21 protein-coding genes are annotated in these 20,878 nt (G+C 69.0%); 10 read left to right on the top strand and 11 right to left on the bottom strand.

Annotation, left to right across the window (positions count from 1 at the left end; genetic code table 11):
• Positions 1–378 precede the first annotated feature (378 nt).
• Positions 379–777, top strand: a complete 399-nt coding sequence (locus KF780_05350; protein ID MBX3561221.1) for a PRC-barrel domain-containing protein — start codon at positions 379–381, stop codon at positions 775–777.
• 1 nt (position 778) lies between these two features.
• Here KF780_05350 and KF780_05345 read toward each other — a convergent pair whose 3' ends face one another.
• The gene (locus KF780_05345) at positions 779–1,243 is read right to left on the bottom strand and encodes an OsmC family protein (protein ID MBX3561220.1); all 465 of its coding nucleotides are present in this window, start codon (positions 1,241–1,243) and stop codon (positions 779–781) included.
• Positions 1,243–1,737, bottom strand: coding sequence for a polymer-forming cytoskeletal protein (locus tag KF780_05340; protein MBX3561219.1), 495 nt, complete (start codon positions 1,735–1,737; stop codon positions 1,243–1,245). The genes KF780_05345 and KF780_05340 overlap by 1 nt, the downstream gene beginning before the upstream one ends.
• 1,042 nt (positions 1,738–2,779) lie before the next feature.
• Here KF780_05340 and KF780_05335 point away from each other — a divergent pair.
• A complete protein-coding gene (locus KF780_05335; protein ID MBX3561218.1) occupies positions 2,780–3,412 on the top strand; it encodes a cytochrome c family protein in 633 nt (210 codons plus the stop codon).
• A gap of 1 nt (position 3,413) precedes the next feature.
• On the opposite strand, the gene KF780_05330 is transcribed toward KF780_05335, so the two are convergent.
• Genes KF780_05330 through KF780_05320 form a run of 3 tightly spaced genes read right to left on the bottom strand, consistent with a single transcriptional unit; the run spans position 3,414 to position 5,785 of the window.
• Positions 3,414–4,202, bottom strand: a complete 789-nt coding sequence (locus KF780_05330) for a hypothetical protein (protein MBX3561217.1) — start codon at positions 4,200–4,202, stop codon at positions 3,414–3,416.
• A gap of 1 nt (position 4,203) precedes the next feature.
• On the bottom strand, positions 4,204–5,079 hold the full coding sequence (locus tag KF780_05325; protein ID MBX3561216.1) for an LOG family protein: 876 nt from the start codon (positions 5,077–5,079) through the stop codon (positions 4,204–4,206).
• A 58-nt stretch (positions 5,080–5,137) separates the two neighbouring features.
• A complete protein-coding gene (locus tag KF780_05320) occupies positions 5,138–5,785 on the bottom strand; it encodes an extensin family protein (protein MBX3561215.1) in 648 nt (215 codons plus the stop codon).
• Positions 5,786–5,934: 149 nt separating this feature from the next.
• On the opposite strand from KF780_05320, the gene KF780_05315 reads away from it, so the two are divergent.
• From KF780_05315 to KF780_05305, 3 genes are all read left to right on the top strand, one after another.
• A complete protein-coding gene (locus KF780_05315) occupies positions 5,935–7,062 on the top strand; it encodes a phosphoserine transaminase (GenBank protein ID MBX3561214.1) in 1,128 nt (375 codons plus the stop codon).
• 94 nt (positions 7,063–7,156) lie between these two features.
• A complete protein-coding gene (gene serA, locus KF780_05310; GenBank protein MBX3561213.1) occupies positions 7,157–8,746 on the top strand; it encodes a phosphoglycerate dehydrogenase in 1,590 nt (529 codons plus the stop codon).
• A gap of 49 nt (positions 8,747–8,795) precedes the next feature.
• Positions 8,796–9,206, top strand: a complete 411-nt coding sequence (locus KF780_05305; protein MBX3561212.1) for a hypothetical protein — start codon at positions 8,796–8,798, stop codon at positions 9,204–9,206.
• Here KF780_05305 and KF780_05300 read toward each other — a convergent pair.
• The 4 genes from KF780_05300 to mutY are packed head-to-tail and all read right to left on the bottom strand — an operon-like array spanning position 9,178 to position 12,398.
• The gene (locus tag KF780_05300) at positions 9,178–9,639 is read right to left on the bottom strand and encodes a CHRD domain-containing protein (protein ID MBX3561211.1); all 462 of its coding nucleotides are present in this window, start codon (positions 9,637–9,639) and stop codon (positions 9,178–9,180) included. The two genes, KF780_05305 and KF780_05300, sit on opposite strands and share 29 nt — an antisense overlap.
• A complete protein-coding gene (gene nudC / locus KF780_05295) occupies positions 9,636–10,520 on the bottom strand; it encodes an NAD(+) diphosphatase (GenBank protein MBX3561210.1) in 885 nt (294 codons plus the stop codon). Before nudC ends, KF780_05300 begins: the two co-directional genes overlap by 4 nt.
• Before the next feature lies 1 nt (position 10,521).
• Positions 10,522–11,358 carry an alpha/beta hydrolase gene (locus KF780_05290; GenBank protein MBX3561209.1) on the bottom strand — a complete coding sequence of 279 codons (837 nt, stop codon included), beginning with the start codon at positions 11,356–11,358 and terminating at the stop codon, positions 10,522–10,524.
• Positions 11,359–11,360: 2 nt separating this feature from the next.
• Entirely contained in the window at positions 11,361–12,398 is a 1,038-nt protein-coding gene (gene mutY / locus KF780_05285; protein MBX3561208.1) for an A/G-specific adenine glycosylase, read from the bottom strand.
• A 14-nt stretch (positions 12,399–12,412) separates the two neighbouring features.
• Here mutY and KF780_05280 point away from each other — a divergent pair, with 14 nt between their 5' ends.
• From KF780_05280 to KF780_05265, 4 genes are read left to right on the top strand one after another with little or no spacing between them, the layout of a single operon-like run.
• Entirely contained in the window at positions 12,413–12,994 is a 582-nt protein-coding gene (locus KF780_05280) for a DUF721 domain-containing protein (GenBank protein MBX3561207.1), read from the top strand.
• Positions 12,991–13,734 carry a thioredoxin domain-containing protein gene (locus KF780_05275; protein MBX3561206.1) on the top strand — a complete coding sequence of 248 codons (744 nt, stop codon included), beginning with the start codon at positions 12,991–12,993 and terminating at the stop codon, positions 13,732–13,734. The genes KF780_05280 and KF780_05275 overlap by 4 nt, the downstream gene beginning before the upstream one ends.
• 1 nt (position 13,735) lies before the next feature.
• Positions 13,736–14,440 (top strand): thioredoxin domain-containing protein, encoded by a 705-nt coding sequence (locus KF780_05270; GenBank protein ID MBX3561205.1) that lies wholly within the window; start codon positions 13,736–13,738, stop codon positions 14,438–14,440.
• Between the two features lie 19 nt (positions 14,441–14,459).
• Positions 14,460–17,900, top strand: a complete 3,441-nt coding sequence (locus KF780_05265) for an AAA family ATPase (GenBank protein ID MBX3561204.1) — start codon at positions 14,460–14,462, stop codon at positions 17,898–17,900.
• Between the two features lie 2 nt (positions 17,901–17,902).
• Here the strand turns inward: KF780_05265 and KF780_05260 are convergent, their stop codons facing one another.
• Positions 17,903–18,490 carry a YdeI/OmpD-associated family protein gene (locus KF780_05260; GenBank protein ID MBX3561203.1) on the bottom strand — a complete coding sequence of 196 codons (588 nt, stop codon included), beginning with the start codon at positions 18,488–18,490 and terminating at the stop codon, positions 17,903–17,905.
• A gap of 222 nt (positions 18,491–18,712) precedes the next feature.
• Positions 18,713–19,621 carry a neutral zinc metallopeptidase gene (locus KF780_05255; GenBank protein MBX3561202.1) on the bottom strand — a complete coding sequence of 303 codons (909 nt, stop codon included), beginning with the start codon at positions 19,619–19,621 and terminating at the stop codon, positions 18,713–18,715.
• A gap of 101 nt (positions 19,622–19,722) precedes the next feature.
• On the opposite strand from KF780_05255, the gene KF780_05250 reads away from it, so the two are divergent.
• A complete protein-coding gene (locus tag KF780_05250; GenBank protein ID MBX3561201.1) occupies positions 19,723–20,865 on the top strand; it encodes a patatin-like phospholipase family protein in 1,143 nt (380 codons plus the stop codon).
• The last annotated feature ends 13 nt before the right edge of the window (positions 20,866–20,878 follow it).

Genomic DNA, 20,878 nt, shown 5'->3' with positions numbered 1-20,878 from the left:
GAACGCGAAGGGATCATGTCGAAGCTTCGGCCGAGATCTGATCTCGATCTGAAAGGCGACGAGGCAGCAATGCTTCGGGACATTTCAGGTCAGGGAACCGGACGAAGGTCGCAAGACCGTTCAGATGGAACCCAAGGGACCGACCGGGGCCGCGAGGCCTCGGCCGGAACCTCTCCCGGGACGAGCCCAAGCCCTCACCGGCGCGGGATTTGGATTCGGGCGAAGTGGGGGCCGGCGGCGACGTCGGCCCCCATTGCTTTGAGCGGTATCGAGCCTCTCCAGACATCCGCCTGCGCCATAGCGCCCGCCGGGAAAGCGTGCTTTCGCCGGTCGATCCTGCTATATTCGATCGCTCCGGGGGCGGAAAGGAGACGGACCATGTCTCAGGATGCGCGGCCCCTGCTCAACGAAAGCGAGGCGCTCGATCGGCGGAACGCGCTGATCTCGTCACGGCGCGTCGAGGGCACGCCGGTCTACAATCGCGCTGGGGAGCGGCTCGGGGCGATCCATTCGGTAATGATCGACAAAAGCAGCGGCCAGGTCGCCTATGCGGTGCTGAGCTTCGGCGGTTTTCTCGGGCTGAGCGAAAAGGCCCATCCGGTGCCGTGGGAAGTGCTGACCTACGATGTCGATCTCGACGCCTATGCCATCGATCTCACCCGCGAGCAACTCGAAGTGGCGCCGACCATGCGGCTCGACCAGGCCGACCGGCCGCAACCGCGCGATTATGAGGACGTGACGGGCTATTACGCCAAGCTGCCCTGGTGGGGCCTTTAGCTCAAGCTTCGGCGGGGACTTCGATGACGATCTCGCTCTTGATCGAATTGGCGATGAAACACTGCTCGTGCGCGTCGTGGTGGAGGCGGTCCAGCTCCTCGCCGGCCGGCGCGCGTCCCGCGAAGACGATCCGGGGCCGCAGCACGATCCGGGTCATGCCCAGGCGCCCCGGCGCGACCTCGCTCATCGTGCCTTCCGCATCGTCGCGATAGCTCGCCACCTCGAACCCCGCCTTGTGCGCGACCCACAGGAAGGCGAGCATGTGGCAGGACGAGGCTGCGGCGACCAGGGCCTCCTCCGGATCGACTGCGGCGGGATCGGAAAAGGGCACACGCACCACGTCGGGCGACGCGGAGCCCGGCACCACGGCGCCGCCGTCGAAGCGCCATTCGTGACGCCGGCTGTAGCGCCCGCTGGCGAATTGGCCGTCCGAAGACCAGTCGATCGTCGCGACATGCTTGGCCATCAATCGACCACCAGCGCCTCGGGCTTGCTGCCGGCGGGGAAGAGGTCGGTGCTGCTGGCGGCCTTGCCCTTGCCGGCGGGCGTGGTGGGCGTCGCGATCAGCACGTCGTCGGCACCCGGCCCGGCCGCCAGCGCCGCGCGCCGGGCGAGCCGGCCGTCGATCCGCGCGCCGGCGGCGATGCTGATCGTCTCGTAGGTCACGTCGCCGGCAATCCGCCCGGTCGCCTCGACGACCAGCGTCGCGGCGTTGACCGTGCCTTCGATCAGGCCCGCGATTCGCGCCTCGTCGGCGGTGAGATCGCCGGCGATGATTCCGCTTTCGCCCTGGCAAAGCTGGCCGCAACGGACATGGCCGTCGATGCGCCCGTCGACATGGAGCTGTGCGCTGGTGGTCAGATCGCCGCTGATCACCACCTCCGGCCCGATGAAGGACAGACCGGACGACGACGATCGGCCGGACCGCGTGCCGGGCTTCGAATCCTTGCGTGAGAACATGTGGCCCCTCCTCGCTTGGCGGGGACTATCGCGCCTGTCTTGCGCCAGATCAAGCAGGGGGAAACCGCAGCAGGGCCGATCGGGCGCGCCGGGCGGCGCCAAGGCCGAAACAGCAATGGGGGCCGGCGTTGCCGCCGGCCCCCACTGTCCCGCCGCGGGTGAACACCAAGCCTGGGAGGCGAGGCAGTCCGCGAGGGCGATTTCGAAACCTGACCAGGCCGGGGGCCTTGGCTTCGGTTCCCGGAGTCCCTTCCCGAAGCGTGAGCTTCGTTCGGGTTTCCCCGCAGGCTCCCCGTCAGGGCCGAAGCCCTGGCGGTTCGCCGCTTGGCGGATTTGGAACTCGCGTTCCGCTTCCCGCCTTCCCGTCACCGCCGCCGAAGCCTTGGTGCCGGAGCCGGCGGGATCCTTGGCCGAAGCCGCTGGTTCCGCCTGGCGAGCCATGAGCCGAAGCCCTGGGCTCTCGCCGGTTTCGCAGCTCCCGGGAACCAGGCCCGGTCCTGCCCGACAATCCGTTCGGCCGAAACCTCCCTTCTCGCCGGTGGCGGTGCGTAAATCCGAAGATCCCGCTTTCCACCGGGCAGTTCGCGAACCCCGAAGGATTCTCTTCCTGCCTGCCCGGTCCCGTCCGCCCGAAGGCCTCCGGTTCCGGTTGGGCGCTTCACGAAGCCTGCCGCTTTCGCATCCGCCAAAGGACAAGTCCGCAGCTTCCGCCTGGCGGCGGCTTCGTCAGCCGCCCCGCCTCCGCTCGGACCTTTCGTCTGGTGGGACGCAAGGGCTCCTCGCTCGGGCCGTGGCTGGGAAGGCTCTCGTCCGTTGCCGGTCGATCGTCTCTGCCACGGAAGGAAGGCTGTCATGAAAAGTGAGTCGCACCAAACGGATTCCGCCTGTGGATAATGAGGATAACGGGAATAAGTGCGCCGGCCCGCTTTCGCCTTAGGTGCGTGCCCGGCTTGCGGCGCGCGCCGCGCCCGCATAAAGGGGGCGCCAATCAGCTTGAAGCCGGCCAGGGGAGGCCGCGCACCTTCGGAGGCAAGAAAGCGGCATGGACGATCGGTTCAACACGATTGCGGGATGGGTGCTGGGCGCGGGCATCGTCCTGTTGGGCAGCACGCTGGTCACCGGGCAGGTCTTCAAGTCGGAACGCCCCGAAACGATGGGCTATCCGATCGAGGGCGTGGAGGAAGAATCGTCCGGCGCCGCCGACGCGGAGCCGCCGATCGCCCACTTCCTGCAGACCGCCGATGCGGCCCGCGGCGAAGGCGCCTTCCGCAAGTGCGCCGCCTGCCACACGATCAACCAGGGCGGTGCCAACGGCCTCGGCCCGAATCTCTACGGCGTGATGGGCGAGGCCGTCGGTACCGGTCATGCCGGCTTCAATTTCTCGGATGCGCTGCGCTCGCGCGGCGGCACCTGGGACTGGGACACGATGAGCGCCTGGCTGGCCTCACCCCGCACCTTCGCGCCGGGCACCCGGATGACCTTCGCAGGCCTGTCCAATCCGCAGGAACGCGCCGACCTGCTGCTCTACATGAACCAGCAGGGGGGCAATCTGCAGCTCCCGCCGCCGCCCGCGGTCGAGGAGCCGGCGGCCGAAGCGGGCAACGAAGCGGCACCCGCGGAGGGCAATGAGGCCGCGCCGGCCGAAGCCAACGCGGCCGCGCCCGCCGCCGAGTGATTCAGGCGAAATCGTCGAGATTCATCGCCTCGACCGCCGCCATCATATCCGGCGCGGTCTTGCGCAGTGCCTTGTCGGCATTTTTGAGGACGCTCGTCAGATAGGGCTTCAGGTGGGGCTCCGCCTCGGCCGGTTCCCGGCCGGCAAGACGCTGGAATATGCAAAGGGCCGTCACCAGCGCCTGCTCGCTCAGATAGCCCTGGATAGAGCTGCGCCAGCCCGTGCTGCCTTCGGTCGCGAAATGCTCGAACGAGCGTGCGTGATTGGCAAGGAAGATGCCGAAGCCGAGATAGATGGCGGCAAGATCGGTGTGCAGCTCATGCAGGTCCCAACCGCCCGGCGGGGCGGTCGTCGCCGTCGCCATCAGATAATGGCCGAATTCGTGCGCGAAGGTCGCCGCCAGCCCCGCCATGTCGTGCGCCATGTCGGGATTGTAGGTGATGATGCCGCAAGTTCCGGTCGGGCCTTCGCCGATCTCGAAGGTCCCGCAGGGCGCGCTGCCGCTATGCTTCAGGAAAATGTTGTTACCCACGTCGAAGGGGCGATTCTGCTGGCCGCCCTGCAGCTCGCAGGGCCAGTCCGCCATGCCCGCATGACCACGCACCGCTTCGAAAATTTCAAGGACGCCGGCTTCTCCGCCGGCGCCGGAAAGCGGGAAGAACGCGCGCGTCGGGAGGATCAGCAATTGCCCGCCCACCGGCCCGAATTGCGCGATCAGCCATTTGAAGGTGGCGAGCTGGAAATCCAGCTCGTCCAGGTCGATCGGCAGCTTCGGGCCGAACCAGCCCATGTCAGCAGATCGCCCCCGGCGTCTCCGCATAATGGCGACAGACGATCTCCCAGGCCTCTTCCGCCGTCTCGCAGAAGGAAAACAGGTCGAGATCGGCCTGCGAGATCACGCCTTCGTCGACCAGCGCCTGGAAATTGACCACCCGGTCCCAGAATTCACGGCCGAAGAAGATGATCGGCATCGGCTTGATCTTGCCGGTCTGGATAAGGGTCAGCAGCTCGAACGATTCGTCGAACGTCCCGAACCCGCCCGGGAACACCGCCACCGCCCGCGCACGCAGCAGGAAGTGCATCTTCCTTAGCGCGAAATAGTGGAACTGGAAGGACAGGTCCGGGGTCACATAGGCATTGGGATGCTGCTCGTGCGGCAGCACGATGTTGAGCCCGATGGACTCTTTCCCCTCGTCCGTGGCGCCGCGATTGGCGGCTTCCATAATCGAGGGCCCGCCGCCCGAGCAGACGACGAACTGGCGGCGCCCTTCGGTGTCCGGGCCGACGCGGCTGACGATACGGGCGAGCTTGCGCGCCTCGTCATAATATTTCGCTTTCGCCTTGAGCCGTTCGGCGACCAGCCGCTGATGATCGGTGGCGGCGGCATCGACCAAAGCCTGCGCCTTGGACGGCTCCGGAATCCGCGCCGATCCGTAGAAGACGAAGGTGGTCGCGATATTCGCCTCGTCGAGCAGCAGCTCGGGCTTGAGCAGTTCGAGCTGGAAGCGGACCGGCCGCAAATCCTCGCGCAGCAGGAAATCCATGTCCTGAAAAGCCAGGCGATAGGCCGGCGTGACGGTCTGCGGGCTGACGGTCGCGTGGGCGGCCGTCGCGGCCTCCTCGCGGGCGGGATGGAAAACGCGCTTCGGCGGAACTGGGTCTGTCATCACCCGGCTTTAGAGCGGTTTCGGCCGAAGGTGAATCCTTAACCTCCAAGCCCCTGATTCAGCGGCAATAGGGGCCGCGTCCCATATCGAAATGGAGATGGTCCTGATGATAGGCGTCGGCGTCGGGTCCGATTGTGATGCTGAAACGGCGGCAACCCGCCTGATGGATCGCGCGCAGGAAATCCTGCTCGTCCAGGCCACCGCGCCAGCCCTGCTCCACCGTGACGCGCCGGCCGTCGGCAAGGACGAAGGCGGCCACGTCCACCGCATTGGCATAGGCATGTTCGGACAGGCGCGCGCCCGGGCGGCTGTTGACGCTGCGGCACGAATAGGTGCCGAACGTCTCGATCCGCCGCACCGGCGATCCCAGGAAGCGGCCGGCGGCGGGCTGCACCGCCTCGCGCGTCCAGCGCGCGAACTGGCGGGCGAGCCGGCAGGTCATCGCGCCGAGATTGGCGACGGGCGTGCCGATCTCCTCGAGCTGCACCGCGCCGAGCGCCGAGCAGCCGTTCTGGAAATGCCGGTCCGGCAGCGGCTGGAAGCGCACGCCTTCGCGCGCCAGCTCGCCAAAGCATTGCCGGGTCGCCGCATCGGGCTGGGCCGTGGCGCGCGGCGGCGGCTCCGACCGCGGCGGCGCGCGCGGCTCGCTGCGCGGGATGCATCCCGCCAACACCAGCATCGTCGCCAGGAGGAGCCCCCGCCGCATGACCCAAGCCTGATTCGCGCGGACGCGGCGGTCAAGAAAGACGAGTCGAAGCGAGAGGCGCTTGCGGCGGATGCCCTTCTCCCGTAACGCCATCGACGGGCCACGCCGCCCCAACGCGGTGCGGGCTCTCTGGAAGGAGAGTCGTTGACATGACTGAGCTGAAGCCAGACGTGCGTCCAGCGCGTCCGTATTTTTCCTCCGGTCCCTGCGCGAAGCCGCCGGGCTGGTCTCCCGAAAAGCTCGTGACCGGCTGCATGGGGCGTTCGCATCGTTCCAGACTCGGCAAGGCGCGCCTGCATTATTGCATCGATCTGATGCGCGACGTGCTGCGCCTGCCGGACACGCACCGGATCGGCATCGTGCCGGGCTCCGACACCGGCGCCTTCGAAATGGCGATGTGGACGATGCTGGGCGCGCGGCCGGTGACGACGCTCGCCTGGGAGAGCTTCGGCGAGGGCTGGGTGACCGACACGGTCAAGCAGCTCAAGCTCGACCCGACCGTCCTGCGTGCCAATTACGGCGCGCTGCCCGATCTTTCGCAGGTCGATTGGACGAATGACGTGCTGTTCACCTGGAACGGCACGACATCGGGCGTGCGCGTGCCGGACGGCGGCTGGATCGCCGAAGACCGTGAGGGGCTGAGCTTCGCCGACGCGACCAGCGCGGTCTTCGCCTATGATCTGCCCTGGGACCGCATCGATGTCGCCACCTTCTCCTGGCAGAAGGTGCTGGGCGGCGAGGGCGGGCACGGCGTGCTCATCCTCGGCCCCCGCGCGGTCGAGCGGCTGGAAGGTCACAGCCCCGCCTGGCCGCTGCCCAAGATCTTCCGCCTCACCAAAGGCGGCAAGCTGATCGAGGGCGTCTTCTCGGGCGAGACGATCAACACGCCCTCTATGCTCGCCGTCGAGGATGCGATCTTCGCGCTGGAATGGGCGAAAGAGCTGGGCGGCCTGCCCGCGATGCTCCGCCGCACCGAGGCCAATGCCGCCGCGCTCGACGCCATCGTGCAGGCGCGCCCCTGGCTCGGCCATCTCGCCGCCGATCCGGCCAGCCGGTCGAAGACCAGCATGTGCCTGACCGTCGCGGGTGCCGACGCGGCGCTCATCAATAAGATGGCCGCGCTGCTGGAGGCGGAGGACGCCGCCTACGACATAGCCGGTTATCGCGACGCCCCGCCGGGACTGCGCATCTGGTGCGGCGCGACGGTCGATTCGTCGGATATCGAGGCGCTCGGCCCCTGGCTCGACTGGGCCTATGCCGAGGCGAAGTCGTCCTGACCTCCCGTGCTCCTGCGAAGGCAGGAGCCCAGCTTCACACACCAATTCTGGGTTCCTGCTTTCGCAGCAACGCCCCGATCAGAGGAAAAGCGAAATGCCCAAGGTGCTGATTTCCGACAAGATGGACCCCAAGGCCGCCGAGATTTTCCGCGCCGCCGGGGTCGAGGTGGACGAGAAGACCGGCCTCGCCAAGGACGAGCTCAAGGCGATCATCGGCGACTATGACGGTCTTGCCATCCGTTCCTCGACCAAGGTGACGGCGGACCTGCTCGCCGCCGCGCCCAGGCTCAAGGTGATCGGCCGGGCCGGGATCGGCGTCGACAATGTCGATATCCCCGCCGCCACCGCGCGCGGCGTCGTCGTCATGAACACGCCTTTCGGCAATTCGATCACGACCGCCGAGCACGCCATCGCCCTCATGTTCGCGCTGGCCCGCGAGCTGCCCCAGGCCGATGCCTCCACCCAGGCGGGCAAGTGGGAGAAGAACCGCTTCATGGGCGTGGAGCTCACCGCCAAGACGCTGGGCCTGATCGGTTGCGGCAATATCGGCTCGATCGTCGCCGACCGGGCGCTGGGCCTGAAGATGAAGGTGATCGCCTTCGATCCCTTCCTCACGCCCGAGCGCGCCGTCGATCTCGGCGTCGAGAAGGTGGAGCTGGACCAGCTCCTCGCCCGCGCCGACTTCATCACCCTGCACACGCCGCTCACCGACCAGACCCGCAACGTGCTGTCGGCGGAGAATCTGGCGAAGACCCGAAAGGGCGTGCGGATCATCAATTGCGCGCGCGGCGGCCTGATCGACGAAGCGGCGCTGCGCGGGGCGCTCGAATCGGGCCATGTCGCCGGCGCGGCGCTCGACGTGTTCGTCGAGGAGCCGGCCACCGACAATCCCCTGTTCGGCGCGCCGAACCTGGTCGCCACGCCCCATCTCGGCGCCTCCACTACCGAGGCGCAGGTCAATGTCGCCATCCAGGTCGCCGAGCAGATGGCCGATTATCTGGTGCGCGGCGGCGTCGCCAACGCGCTCAACATGCCCTCGCTCAGCGCCGAGGAGGCGCCGAAGCTGCGCCCCTATATGGAGCTGGCCGAGAAGCTCGGCTCGCTGCTCGGCCAGGTCGATGGCGACCGCATCCAGAAGGTCTCGATCGAGGTCGAGGGTGCGGCGGCCGAGCTGAACCAGAAGCCAATCACGGCGGCCGTGCTCGCCGGGCTGATGGCGGTCTATTCCGACACGGTGAACATGGTGAACGCACCTTTCCTCGCGAAGGAGCGTGGGCTCGACGTGCGCGAGGTGCGCCACGCGCATGAGAGCGACTATCACACCCTCCTGCGCGTCACCGCCGCGACGCCGGAGGGTCCGCGCAGCGTCGCCGGCACCCTGTTTGGCAATGCCGCGCCTCGCCTCGTCGACATGTTCGGCGTCGCGGTGGAGGCCGACCTGGCCGGCGAAATGGTCTACTTCGTCAACGAGGACAGACCGGGCTTCATCGGCCGGCTCGGCACCGCCTTGGGCGAGGCGGCGGTCAATATCGCCACCTTCCATCTCGGCCGCCGCGCAGTGGGCGGCGAAGCGGTGGCCTTGGTGTCGGTGGACGGCCATATCGCCGACCATCTGGTCCGGCGGCTGGAGGCGCTGCCCGGCGTGAAAAGGGTCAAGCCGCTGCGTTTCGCGAGGAGTGCTTGAAACCGATCTCCTTGTGTATTATGTGAATAATACACAAGGAGATCGACTCATGGCCAAGGTCCGGATTCCCAAGCGCGTCGGCGGCATCGAAATCCCGAAGAAGGTCCGCAAGCGGGCGAAGAAGGTGGTGAAGATGGCGGAGAGCGATTCGTTCCGCGCCTTCGCCCAGGCGGCGGCCGCGACCGCCGCGCGGGGCCAGCGCGCCGCGCGCGAAGCTTCGGCCGAGGCGCGCGAGGACGCGCGGCAGTTCGGCGCGCGGATCAGCATCGACGCGGAGCATCTGGGCGAGACGCTGCGCGCCGCCGCGATCGACGGCCTGCGACGCTTTCTCGAGGGGCTCGAGGAAGGGCTGCAGCGCACGAACGTCACCGTCGATGCCGCGCCGGTGGCGACACCAGCTGCGCCGAAGAAAAAGCAGAAGCCCCGGAAGCCTAGCGGTCCCGCTGGCGTTGCGACCTGATCGCGCCGCCGCGCAGCTGGCCGCGGATCGCGCCGGCCGGATATTCGGCATTGTGGACGTTCACATAGAATTCGTGACCGCGCCACGCGATCTCGCGCGCCAGCCCCTGTTCGATCGCGACGCAGCCCTGGCTCCGCCCGGCGGCGTCGGGCGTGGCCAGCGTCACCACCGGCGGCCCCGCCGAACCTGCCGCGCCGCGATGGATATGGGCAGCCGTGGCCGGGCCGATCTGGCGGGCATAGAGATCCCAGCACAATTGGCCTTCGCCGGGATTGACGCGAATCAAGGCGGTACCCGTACCGTCCGTGTCGCCCGGTCCCGGCACTTCCTGCAGGCCCGTCAGCGTCACCGCCAGTTCGGCGCGCTGATTCTGCGAATTGGTCGCGCAAGCGGCGAGCAACAGCGCGGTCGCGCCGATCCCCAAAGCCTTCATCCCCGTTCTCCCTCTTCCCGCCCCTCGACCCAGCGGGTCAGCAAAGTATTGGCAATGGCGAAAGGCGGTGGTGCCTGGAACGGCGCGTCGGGCGCTCCCGCCAGCGCGGCCCGCACTCCCGCGCGATCGACCCAGAAACCGTCCTCCAGCTCGTTCGACTCAAGCACGATAGCGTCCGTGTCCGCCTTGGCCAGACAGGCGATCATCAGCGAGCCGGGAAAGGGCCAGGGCTGGCTGGCGACATAGGCGACGTCGCGCACGGCGAGCCCAGCCTCCTCCATCAATTCGCGCGCCACCGCCTCCTCGATCGATTCACCCGGTTCGACGAAGCCGGCCAGCGCGGAATAGCGGCCGGGCGGATATTGATGCTGCCGGGCGACCAGCACGCGGCCGTCATGTTCGGCGAGCATGATGACGACCGGATCGACGCGCGGGAAATGCTCCGCGCCGCAGCTCGGGCATTGCCGTCCCCATCCCGCCCGGAACGTCTCCGTCGCCGTGCCGCAGACGCCGCAGAAACGATGCTTGTTGTGCCATTCGTTGAGGCTGCGCGCCGCGCCCCAGATCGCCGCGTCGCGCGGGCTCATCCGGTCGATCAGCCGCATCACATTCCATGAGCGGCGGCCGAGCGCCCGCGTGCGCACCAGCGGCGCGAACAGCGGCACCCCGTCGCGAATGCCCAGGAAGATCGTCTCATCGACATGCGCCTCGGCGAAGCTCGTCCAGTGCAGCGTCCCCTCCGGCTCGAGCACCGGGTCCAGCTCGGCGAGATCGAGCAGCCGCGCGTCGCCATTGGCCATCATGTCGGCCATCCGCTCGGCATCGAGCCGCAGATGATCGGCGCGATCGAGGCTGGCGCCGGTGAAGCCGGGTTCGGCCATGTCAGCGCGCTTCCGTCGCGAAAAGGTCGGCGGCGAAGGCGTCGACCAGCGCCGTCGCTTCATGGCCGGGCCGGCCGAAATTGCGGAAGATGTCGGAATGGCTGCCCGGGACGCTCGCCACCTCCGCCGGCGTCCCTGCCGTCCGCAGCGCTGCGGCGAGCGCTTCCGATTGCGCGCCGGAATCGTCCGGCCGGCTGGCGATGTGGAGGATCAGGAAGCGCGGCGCGTTGGGCGCGGCGGCATGGGCGATGGGGGACACACGGCGCTGAAATTCCGGATCGTCGCCAAAGGCGTTGCGGTAGAGGTGGCGCAGCAGCGGTCCGCTCTGGGCGATCTGGCGGGGCACATCATAGCCCGCACCGTCGAGCGGAACGATACCGGCCAGATCCGAAAGCGCGATCCGGTGCGCGCCGAGATAGGCGGGATCGGTGCCGACCAGAGCGACGAGATGGGCGCCGGCGCTGTGGCCGATCAGCAGGATGCGACGCGGATCGACGCCCGGCTCGCGGCGTAGTCGCGCGATGGCGGATGCGACATCCGCGGCCTGCCCGTCCACCGTCGCGTCCGGCACCAGCCGGTAGTTGATCGTCGCAAAGGCATAGCCCTGCTCATGGAAATGCGCGGCCATATGCACCGCCAGATTCTTGTCACCGCGCCGCCAGCCGCCACCATGGACGAACAGCACCAGCGGCGCGTCCCGTCCCTCGATCCGCGTATAATCAAGCCGCTGGCGCGGATCGGCGCCATAGGCGATCTCGGCCGTGGCGGCCGGCGCCTGAGCGGCGAGCGGCGGGCCCAGCAGCAGCATGAAAATGGCGGCCAGGCCCGAAAGGCGCAGGTTCAAGATACGGTCTCCTTCATTCTCCCACGCCGGGCCGGCTGCCCGCTTTCCCGCCACGCAACGCCCCGGGCGGCCAGCTTGGCGAACAAAGTGGGCAGGCCTGCTTCGCCGATCCTCTCGACCGGCCACCACAGCCCGTCGTCGCGACGTTCGGCCCGCGCGCACAGCAGCTTCATGTTGAGCGCGAAATGGGTGAAGACATGGTCAACCGACCCGGCCTCGCACCAGTCGGCCGGCATAGGCGGCGCTTCGGGCAAGGCGAACATCCCGCCGAGCAGCCCCTTGCCGGGCCGGCGCACCAGCCGCACCGCGCCGTCATGCTCCAGCCAATAGGCCAGGCCGTCGCGCTTCGGCTTGGCGGCCTTCGGCGCCTTCATCGGCCAGCGCGTCGGATCGCCCGTCCGCGCCGCCGCGCAATAGCTTTGCAGCGGGCAATGCGGGCAATCGGGATTGCGCGGGGTGCAGATCGCCGAGCCCAGATCCATCATCGCCTGCGCGAAATCGCCCGCGCCTTCGTCCGGCACGAGGCTGTCAGCCAGCGCCCTGATATGCGCGCGCGCGCCGGGCAGCGGCTCAGCCACCGTGAACAGCCGCGCCACCACCCGCTCGACATTGCCGTCCACCGCGACCGCGCGCCGCCCGAAGGCGATCGCCACGATCGCGGCGGCGGTATAGGGGCCGATGCCGGGCAGGTTGAGCAGCGCAGCCTCATCGTTGGGGAAACGCCCGCCATGATCGGCGACGATCGCGCGGGCGCAGGCGAGCAGGTTGCGCGCGCGGGCATAGTAGCCGAGCCCCGCCCAGGCCCGCATGACCTCGTCGTCCTCCTCGGCGGCCAGCGCCACGACACTGGGCCAGCGCGTCGTGAACCGTTCGAAATAAGGCTTCACCGCCGCGACCGTGGTCTGCTGGAGCATGATCTCGGACAGCCAGACCCGATAGGGATCGGGCGTATCGCCGGGTTCGGCGCGCCAGGGCAGGCGTCGCTTATCCACAGCATACCAACACAAAAGCGCCTGCGAGGCATCGACGGGCATGGGGCGGCTATGCCATGCTTCGCGCGATGACGAAACCGGCCGGAACGCGCAGGAAATCATCGGCGCCGCCCGAGCGCGCGCGGCGCATGCGCGCGGTCAGCGATCTCGTGCCCGAAGTGGGCGGCGCGGCCTTTCGCCGCTTCGGCTTCGTCCAGTCCTCGATCGTCAGCCGCTGGCGCGAGATCGTGGGACCGCGTTATGCCGCCGTCTCCGCGCCCGAATCGATCCGCTTCCCGCCCGGCAGGAAAAGCGAAGGCGTGCTGACCCTGGTGGTGGAAGGCGCCCATGCGCCGATGATCCAGCATGTCGCGCCGGCGATCGCCGAACGGGTCAACCGCTTCTTCGGCTATGCGGCCGTGGCACGGATCAGCTTCCGCCAGGGCATTGTCCGCGCCGAACAGGCGAAGCCGCGCAAGGCATCGCCCTCGCTGCGGCCGATATCTGTGGAGATGGGCGAATCCCTGCGCGCGGTCGCCGATCCGGAGCTGCGCGCCTGCCTCGAATCGCTTGCGCGCGGGCTTACGTCCGGCGATGGAACGCCGGTCGTCACGGCGATCCCGGTCGTCGGCAGAATTGGTGGAGAGAAAAAGACATGAAGATCAAGATCGGCGCCAGCCTGGCCGCCCTCGCCCTCACGCTCGCCGGTTGCGGCGACAGCGGCGGCGGCGATGTCAACGCCACGTCCGGCAATGGCGGCGCCCCGCTGACCCAGATCGCGGCGCCGAACAACGGCGATTGGACCGAAACGGTGAGCGAGACGCCCGAAGGGGGCATCCGCATGGGCAATCCCGACGCGCCGGTGAAGCTGGTCGAATATGCCTCGATGACATGCCCGGCCTGCAAAGCCTTCTCCGATCAGGCTTCGACGACGCTGCGCGACACCTATATCCGCTCCGGCCAGGTGAGCTGGGAGTTCCGCCATTTCCTGCTCAACCCCTATGACGCAGCCATTTCGGTGCTCGTCCGCTGCCAGCCGCTGCCAGCCTATTTCCGTACCGTCGAACAGCTCTTCGCGCAGCAGCGGGAATTGCTGGGCGCGGTCGATGAGCAGGAAGCGCAGCAGCTCAATGCCCTGCCGCCGGAGCAGATGATCGCGCCGCTCGCCCGTGCCATGGATCTCGACACCTTCTTCGCCCGGCGCGGCATGCCGGAGTCGCGGTTCAGCGCCTGTATCGCCGATCCACAGAACATGCAGCGCCTGTCCGACGGCACCAACCGGGCGGTGACTCAGGAACAGGTGCAGGGCACGCCGACCTTTTTCATCAACGGACAGCGTCAGGACGTGTCCGACTGGCGTTCGCTGGAGCCGCGGCTGCGCGCGGCGATCGGCGGCTGACATGATGGCCCGGCTGCCGGCCGCGCTGCTTGCCGTGATCGGCGGTCTCGTTCTGACCGCGCCACCGGCCGCCGCGCCCGCCTTGGCGCAAGCGCAGCGCGACTGGAGCCGGGTGATCGTCATGACGCCGGAAGGCGGCTTCCGGATGGGCAATCCGCAGGCGCCGGTGAAGCTGGTCGAATATTTTTCGCTGACCTGTTCGCATTGCGCCGATTTCGCCGCCACGGGCGCGCCCCGGCTGATCGACGCCTATGTCCGGTCCGGCCGGGTCAGCTTCGAATATCGCAATTTCGTGCTGAACGGGCTCGATCTCGCCGCTGCCTTCGTCAGCCGCTGCGCCGCGCCGGAAAACTATTTCGCGCTCAATCACGCCATCCTCGCCAGCCAGCAGCAATGGATGGGCCGGATTACGGCGATGCCGGCCGAACAGCGCCGGGCAATGGAGGGACTGGCGCCGCTGGAGACGATGCGCCGCGTGGTCGAGATTGCCGGACTCGACGACATCGCCGCGCGCCACGGCGTCGATGCCGCGCGGGCGCGGGCCTGTCTCGCCGACCAGGCCGGGCTAGAGCGGATCGTCGAGATGCAGCGCGCCGGTTCCAGTTTCGGTGTCCAGGGTACGCCCAGCTTCGCGATCAACGGCAGGCTGGCCGGCAGCGTCCATGACTGGGCCTCGCTCGAACCGCTGTTGAGAACCGCGCGGTGATGCGCCCCGGGGGATCGCGTTGCAGGTAAAACGCCTCAAGCTTTCGGGATTCAAGAGCTTCGTCGAGCCGGCCGAGCTGATCGTCGAGCCCGGCCTGACCGGCGTGGTCGGCCCCAATGGCTGCGGCAAGTCCAACGTGCTGGAGGCGATCCGTTGGGTGATGGGCGAAAGCTCGCCCAAATCGATGCGCGGCGCGGGGATGGACGACGTGATCTTCGCCGGCACCGCGACCCGGCCGCCGCGCGATTTCGCCGAAGTCTCGCTGTTGGTCGAGCGGCAGGAGGGGGATGTCGGCGGCGATGCCGGTTTCGCCCCGGCCGGCGAGGTCGAGGTGACCCGACGGATCGAGCGCGGCGCGGGCTCCGCCTATCGGGTCAACGGCCGCGACGTGCGCGCCAAGGACGTCGCCTTGCTCTTCGCGGACGCCGCGACCGGCGCCCATTCACCGGCCCTGGTCAGCCAGGGCCGGATCAGCGCCGTCATCGCCGCCAAGCCGACCGAGCGGCGGATGATGCTGGAGGAGGCGGCGGGGATCTCCGGCCTCCATGTCCGCCGCAAGGATGCCGAGCAGAAATTGCGCGCGACCGAGGCCAATCTGGTCCGGCTCGACGGAGTGCTGGCCGACATGGAGCTGCGCGCCAGCGCGCTGAAGCGCCAGGCCCGCGCCGCCGAACGCTACCGCAAGCTGTCCGATCAGATCCGCGTGGCCGAGGGCCGGCTGATCTTCGCGCGCTGGCGCGAGGCGGCGGCCGCCGCCGAGGCCGCGAAGCAGGAGGCGCAGGCCGCCGGGGCGGCGGTCGGCATCGCGGCCGAGGCGCAGCGCGCCGCCGCCGCCTGGCAGACCCAGGCCGCCACCGAGCTCGCCGACAAGCGCCGCGCCGCCGAAGCGGCGCGTGAGCGTGCCTCCGATCTGGCCCACAAGCTTGCCGCCCTGCGCACCGAACAAGACGGCATCCGGCGCCGGATCGACGAGCTGGCGGCGCGGCAGCGCACCTTCGTCGCCGACCGCGAACGCGAGGCGGCATTGCGCGACGACGCGGCGACGGCGCTCGCCCGGCTGGACGAGGAGTTGACCAGCATCGCCGCCCGCCTCGCCGATGCCGAAAGCCGGCGCGGCACGATCGACATCCGCACCGTCGAGCAGGAGGGTGCCGCCCGCGCGGCCGAAACCGCCTTGGGTCAGGCCCGCGCCGTCCAGGCCGCCGAACAGGCCGAGGCACGGGTGGCGCAGGCCGCGCTGGACGCGGCGCTACAGAAACTCGCCCGCGCCGAAAGCGAAGCGCAGCGCATCCGCGATCAGGTCGCCGCGCTTGGGGATGCCGCGCCGCTGCACGCGGCGCTGACTCAGGCCCGCGCCGACCGCGAAGCCGCCGAAGCGCGGCTCGCCGAGGCGGGCACGGCGATCGCGGCGGCCGAAGCCGAACGGCAGCAGGCCGCCGAAGCGCGCGACGCCGCCGAAAGCGAAGCCGCCGCCGCCCGCGCCGCGCTGGCGGCGTTACAGTCCGAGGCGAAGGCGCTGATCAAGGCGGTCGAGACCTCCGGCGGCGACCGGGCGATCAATCATGTCCGCGCCGCGACGGGCTATGAGCGCGCACTCGCCGCCGCATTGGGCGAGGATCTGGATGCCGCGCTGACCGAGAACGGACCGCGCCGCTGGGCCGGGGCCGCGCCGCTGCCGGGCGATCCGCCGCTGCCCGCCGGCTGCGCCGCGCTCGCCGACCATGTCGAGGCGCCCGCCGCCCTGCTGCGCCGCCTGTGCCAGATCGGCGTGACCGAGAGCGACGACGGCACGATCGCGCTCGCCGTGGGCCAGCGCCTCGTCACCCTGGATGGGAAGCTGCGCCGCTGGGACGGCTATGTCGCGAGCGGCCTCGGCGCCGCCGCCGCCGAGCGGCTGATCCGGGTCAACCGCCTCGCCGAGATTGAGCAGGCCATGCCGGCCGCCGCCAGGTCGGTGGAAGATGCGGAAACGCGCACCGCAAAGGCGCTGGCGGTCATGGACGCCGCCCGCGCCGCCGCCGAAGCCGCGCGGCGGGGCGAAACCCAAGCCGGTGCGGCGATCCGCGAGGCTGGCCGGGCGGAGAATGCCGCCACGGTCGAGATCGAGCGGCTCGACGTGCGCCGCGTCGGCCTCAAGGAACGTGCCGAGGCCGCACAGGACGATCTGCGCGACGCGGTGAAGGCCCGCGATGAAGCGGAATCGCTCTGGGCCACCCTGCCCGATGCCGCCGCGACCGAGGTGAAGGTGGCCGAGCTGCGCGCCGCCGCCGAGACCGCGCAGGCCGCGCTCGCCGAGTTGCGTGCCGAGGCCGCCACGCATGCGAGAGGCGTCGCCGCCGACCGACAGCGCGCCGAGGCGGCCAGGAAGGAGCAGGCCGACTGGCGCGCGCGGGCGGGCGACGCCGAGAAGCGCGACGCCGAGTTCGGCCGCCGCATCGCCGATGCCGAGAAGGAAGCGGAAACGCTCGCCGCCGCGCCGGACGATTTCGAGCAGCGCATCGCCGCGCTGACCGACGAATCGGCCGAGGCCGCCGAAGCCGCGCGTGCCGCCGCCGCGCACGAGCGGGCGGGCGAAGACAGGCTGCGTGAGACCGAGGTCAAACTGGCCGAGGCCGGCGAGACGCTAGCCGCCTGCCGCGAGGCGCGCGCCGGCGCCGCCGCCCGCGCCGAGGCGCAGGACGCCCGGCGGATCGAAATGGCCCGCATCTCCGGCGAGAAGTTCGAATGTCCGCCGCCTTTGCTCCCCGAACGAGTCGGCTTCGAGGAGGAGTCGATCGAGGTCGTCCAGGTCGAATCGACCCGGCTCGAGCGCGCCAATCAGGAGCGCGAGCGGATCGGCCCGGTCAATCTCGTCGCCGAAAGCGAGCTCACCGAGCTGGAGGAGAGCCATCTCGCCAGCCAGGCAGAACGCGAGGAACTGGGGCAGGCGATCCACCGCCTGCGCGGCTCGATCGGCAGCCTCAACCGTGAGGGCCGCGCCCGGCTTCTCGCCGCGTTCCAGGATGTGGACCGCCATTTCCGCAGCCTCTTCACCACTTTGTTCGAGGGCGGCCAGGCGCATCTGGAGCTGGTCGAATCGGACGATCCGCTGGAGGCGGGGCTGGAGATCATGGCGCAGCCACCCGGCAAGCGCCTCGCCACCCTCACTTTGCTGTCCGGCGGGGAGCAGGCATTGACCGCCATCGCCCTCATCTTCGCGCTCTTCCTCACCAATCCGGCGCCGATCTGCGTCCTCGACGAGGTGGACGCGCCATTGGACGACGCCAATATCGAGCGGTTCTGCGATCTGCTCGACCGAATGACGGGCGAGACCGACACGCGTTACCTCATCGTCACTCACAATGCCGTGACGATGAGCCGCATGCACCGCCTGTTCGGCGTGACGATGGTGGAGAAGGGCGTCAGCCGGCTGGTCAGCGTCGATCTGGGCGGGGCCGAGCGCCTGCTCGCGGCGGAATAGGATCAGCCCTTCTTCCGGCCGATCTCCATGCCTCCGATCTTGCGCCCCGCCGCGCTGTCCGCGATCAACGTCGCCAGCCGCCGCGCGCGAGTCTCCGGCTTCTTCGCACTCGTCACCCAGTGAAGGACGGGCTTGCGGTAGGAAGGCGGGCGCTTCTCGAAATCGGCCCAGGCCGCCGGGTTGGCGCGGAACAGCGCCTCTTCCTCGGCGCTCAGCGCGCGCTCCTCATTCTCGTAGGAATAATGGTCGGTCCGTTCCTTGCCCTCGGCGAAAGCCTTCTCGCCGGCCGGCGTCATCGCCCCCGCCTCCTTCAACGTCTCGAACCGCGCGATATTGACCCGGCTCCAGATGCTTCCCGGCCGGCGCGGCGTGAAGCGGATCTTGTAGCTTTCCGGCCCGAGCGAGGTGCGCACCCCGTCGATCCAGCCGAAGCACAAGGCCTGGTCGCGCGCCTGCGGCCAGTCGATCGACGGCGTGCCGCTGCCCTTCTTCCAGAAGCCGACGATCAGCTCGCCCGCATCGGCGTGGTTCGCTGCCAGCCAGCGGCGGAACGCGGCCTCGTCGGAGAAGAAAGTGGGATCATCGGTCATACTCGAATCCGAAATCGACATTGCATCCGGAATAGCTGAAAATCACTATTGCAATTAATTCGCATTAGTGAGAAGAGGCGCTCGAACGGTCCGATCGCGTATCTCCGGGCCGCTTCGAAAAGATGGACGACTCTCCCCATTTGCTCGTCCGTCCGCGCCGGCGTGGCAGCAGCCGCCACGCCGGCGCTCTTCTATTCGACATGCGGGCGTGCGACCCGATGCTCAGACTCCCTGCATATAGGCATCGCACGCCGCGGGCCCGCCGCCCCGGAAGCCGCGCATCAGCGCCTCCTGGCGTTGGGCCGAAGTGCCGTGGGTGAAGCTTTCGGGCACGACCGTGCCCTGCGCGGCGCGCTGCAGCGTATCGTCGCCGATCGCGGCGGCGGCGCCCATGCCCTCCTCCAGATCGCCTTCGTCCATGATGCCCCGCTCGCGCGAGGCCCAGACGCCGGCATAGCAATCGGCTTGCAATTCCATCCGCACCTGCAGGGCGTTGCCCTGCGTCTGGCCGACCGCCTGCTGCGCACGGCGGACCTGATCGGTGACGCCGGTGATCGTCTGGATATGGTGGCCGACCTCGTGCGCGATCACATAGGCTTGGGCGAAATCGCCCGGCGCCCGGAAACGCTGCGCCAGCTCGCGGAAGAATTGGGTGTCGAGATAGATGCGCTGGTCGGCTGGGCAATAGAACGGCCCCATCGCCGAATCCGCCGCGCCGCAGCCCGAGCTGCCGCGCCGGTCGTAGAAGACCATGCGCGGCGGCGTGTAGCGCGATCCGTTCGCGGCGAACATCGCGCCCCATTGCTCCTCGGTGGAGGCGAGCACCTGGCAGGAGAAGCGCGTCACCTCGTCCGATTGGCAGACATTGCCGGCCGGCTGCGCCCCTGGCCGTGCCTCCTGCGGCGCCAGCGCCCGCTGCCCGCCGCCGCCGAGCAGGTCGCCCAATCCGCCGCCGAAGGCAAAGAAGAGGAGGGCGAGCACGATGACCCCGCCAATGCCGAACCGGCTGGCGACCAGGCCGAACAGCATGCTCGCGCCGGCACCACCGAGCCCACCGCCGCCGCGCCCGCCGAAGCTCTGCCCGCGCTGGCTTTCCACATTGTCGCTGGTCCTGCGGTCCCCGAAACGCATTCGACGCACTCCTCCGCTGTCCTGCGCACAATGCGCCTGCCTCCGCTTGGTTGCAACGACGCGACTTGCATATTGCGCCGCAGCAAAGGAGAAGGCCGCACATGGCCGACGCCCAGCCCCGCCGCCGCGCGCGTACGCCCGAGCGGATGCCGCTTCCCGACATGGTCGCGCTCGTCCTGCAGGGCGGCGGTGCGCTGGGCGCCTACCAGGCCGGGGTCTATGAGGGCCTGGCCGAGCGGGCGATCGCGGTGGACTGGATCGCCGGCATCTCGATCGGCGCGGTCAATGCCGCGATCATCGCCGGCAATCCGCCCGCGGCGCGCACCGCGAAGCTGCGCGGCTTCTGGGAGCAGGTGACGGCAGCCTTGCCCGTGCTGCCGCTGGCCGGGGGCGGCGACGAATGGCGCGAATGGGTGCACCTGATGTCCGCCGGCTATGTCGCCGCGCAGGGCGTGCCCGGCTTCTTCACGCCGCGCCTGCTCAGCCCGATGCTGGCGCCCGCCAAGAGCACCGGCGCGCTCAGTTTCTACGACAGCAATCCACTCGCCGCGACCCTCGATGAATATGTCGATTGGGATCTGCTCAACGACGGCCCGGTCCGGGTCTCGGTCGGCGCGGTCAATGTCGAGACCGGCAATTTCCGTTATTTCGACACGAAGCGCGAGCGGCTCGACGCGCGGCACATCATGGCGTCGGGCGCCTTGCCGCCCGGCCTGCCGCCGATCGAAATCGACGGCGGCTGGTGGTGGGACGGCGGCATCGTCTCCAACACGCCGCTTGGCCATGTGCTGGAGAACCAGCGGGAGGACATGCTGGTCTTCCAGGTCGATCTCTTCCCCGCGCGCGGCGAGATGCCGGCGACGATCATGGACGTCTATGCGCGCGAGAAGGACATCCGCTATTCGAGCCGCACCCGCCAGGTGACCGACCAGCTGCTGCGCCTGCGCAAGGAGCGCGAGGCGATCCGCACCCTGATCGCCAGGCTGCCGCCCGAGCTGGCCGACGATCCCGACGCGAAGCGGCTCGCCGGGATGGCGGCCGAACATGCGGTCAGCCTCGTCCATCTCATCTACCGCAAGCAGGGCTGGCAGGGTGGCGCGGCCGATTTCGAATTTTCGCGCGCGACGATGGAGCATCATTGGGCCGAAGGCGTTGCCGCCATCGCCGAGACGATGCGCCACGATGCCCTCCTCGCCCGCAACATCGCCGACGGCCGCACCGCCGCCTTCGACCTCGCCACGTAGAAAGGACCTCTCC

Source organism: Sphingomonas sp. (assembly GCA_019635535.1).
Taxonomy (GTDB): domain Bacteria; phylum Pseudomonadota; class Alphaproteobacteria; order Sphingomonadales; family Sphingomonadaceae; genus Allosphingosinicella.
The sequence above is the reverse complement of the archived record's forward strand: the minus strand, read 5'-3'. Positions and strand labels throughout refer to the sequence as shown.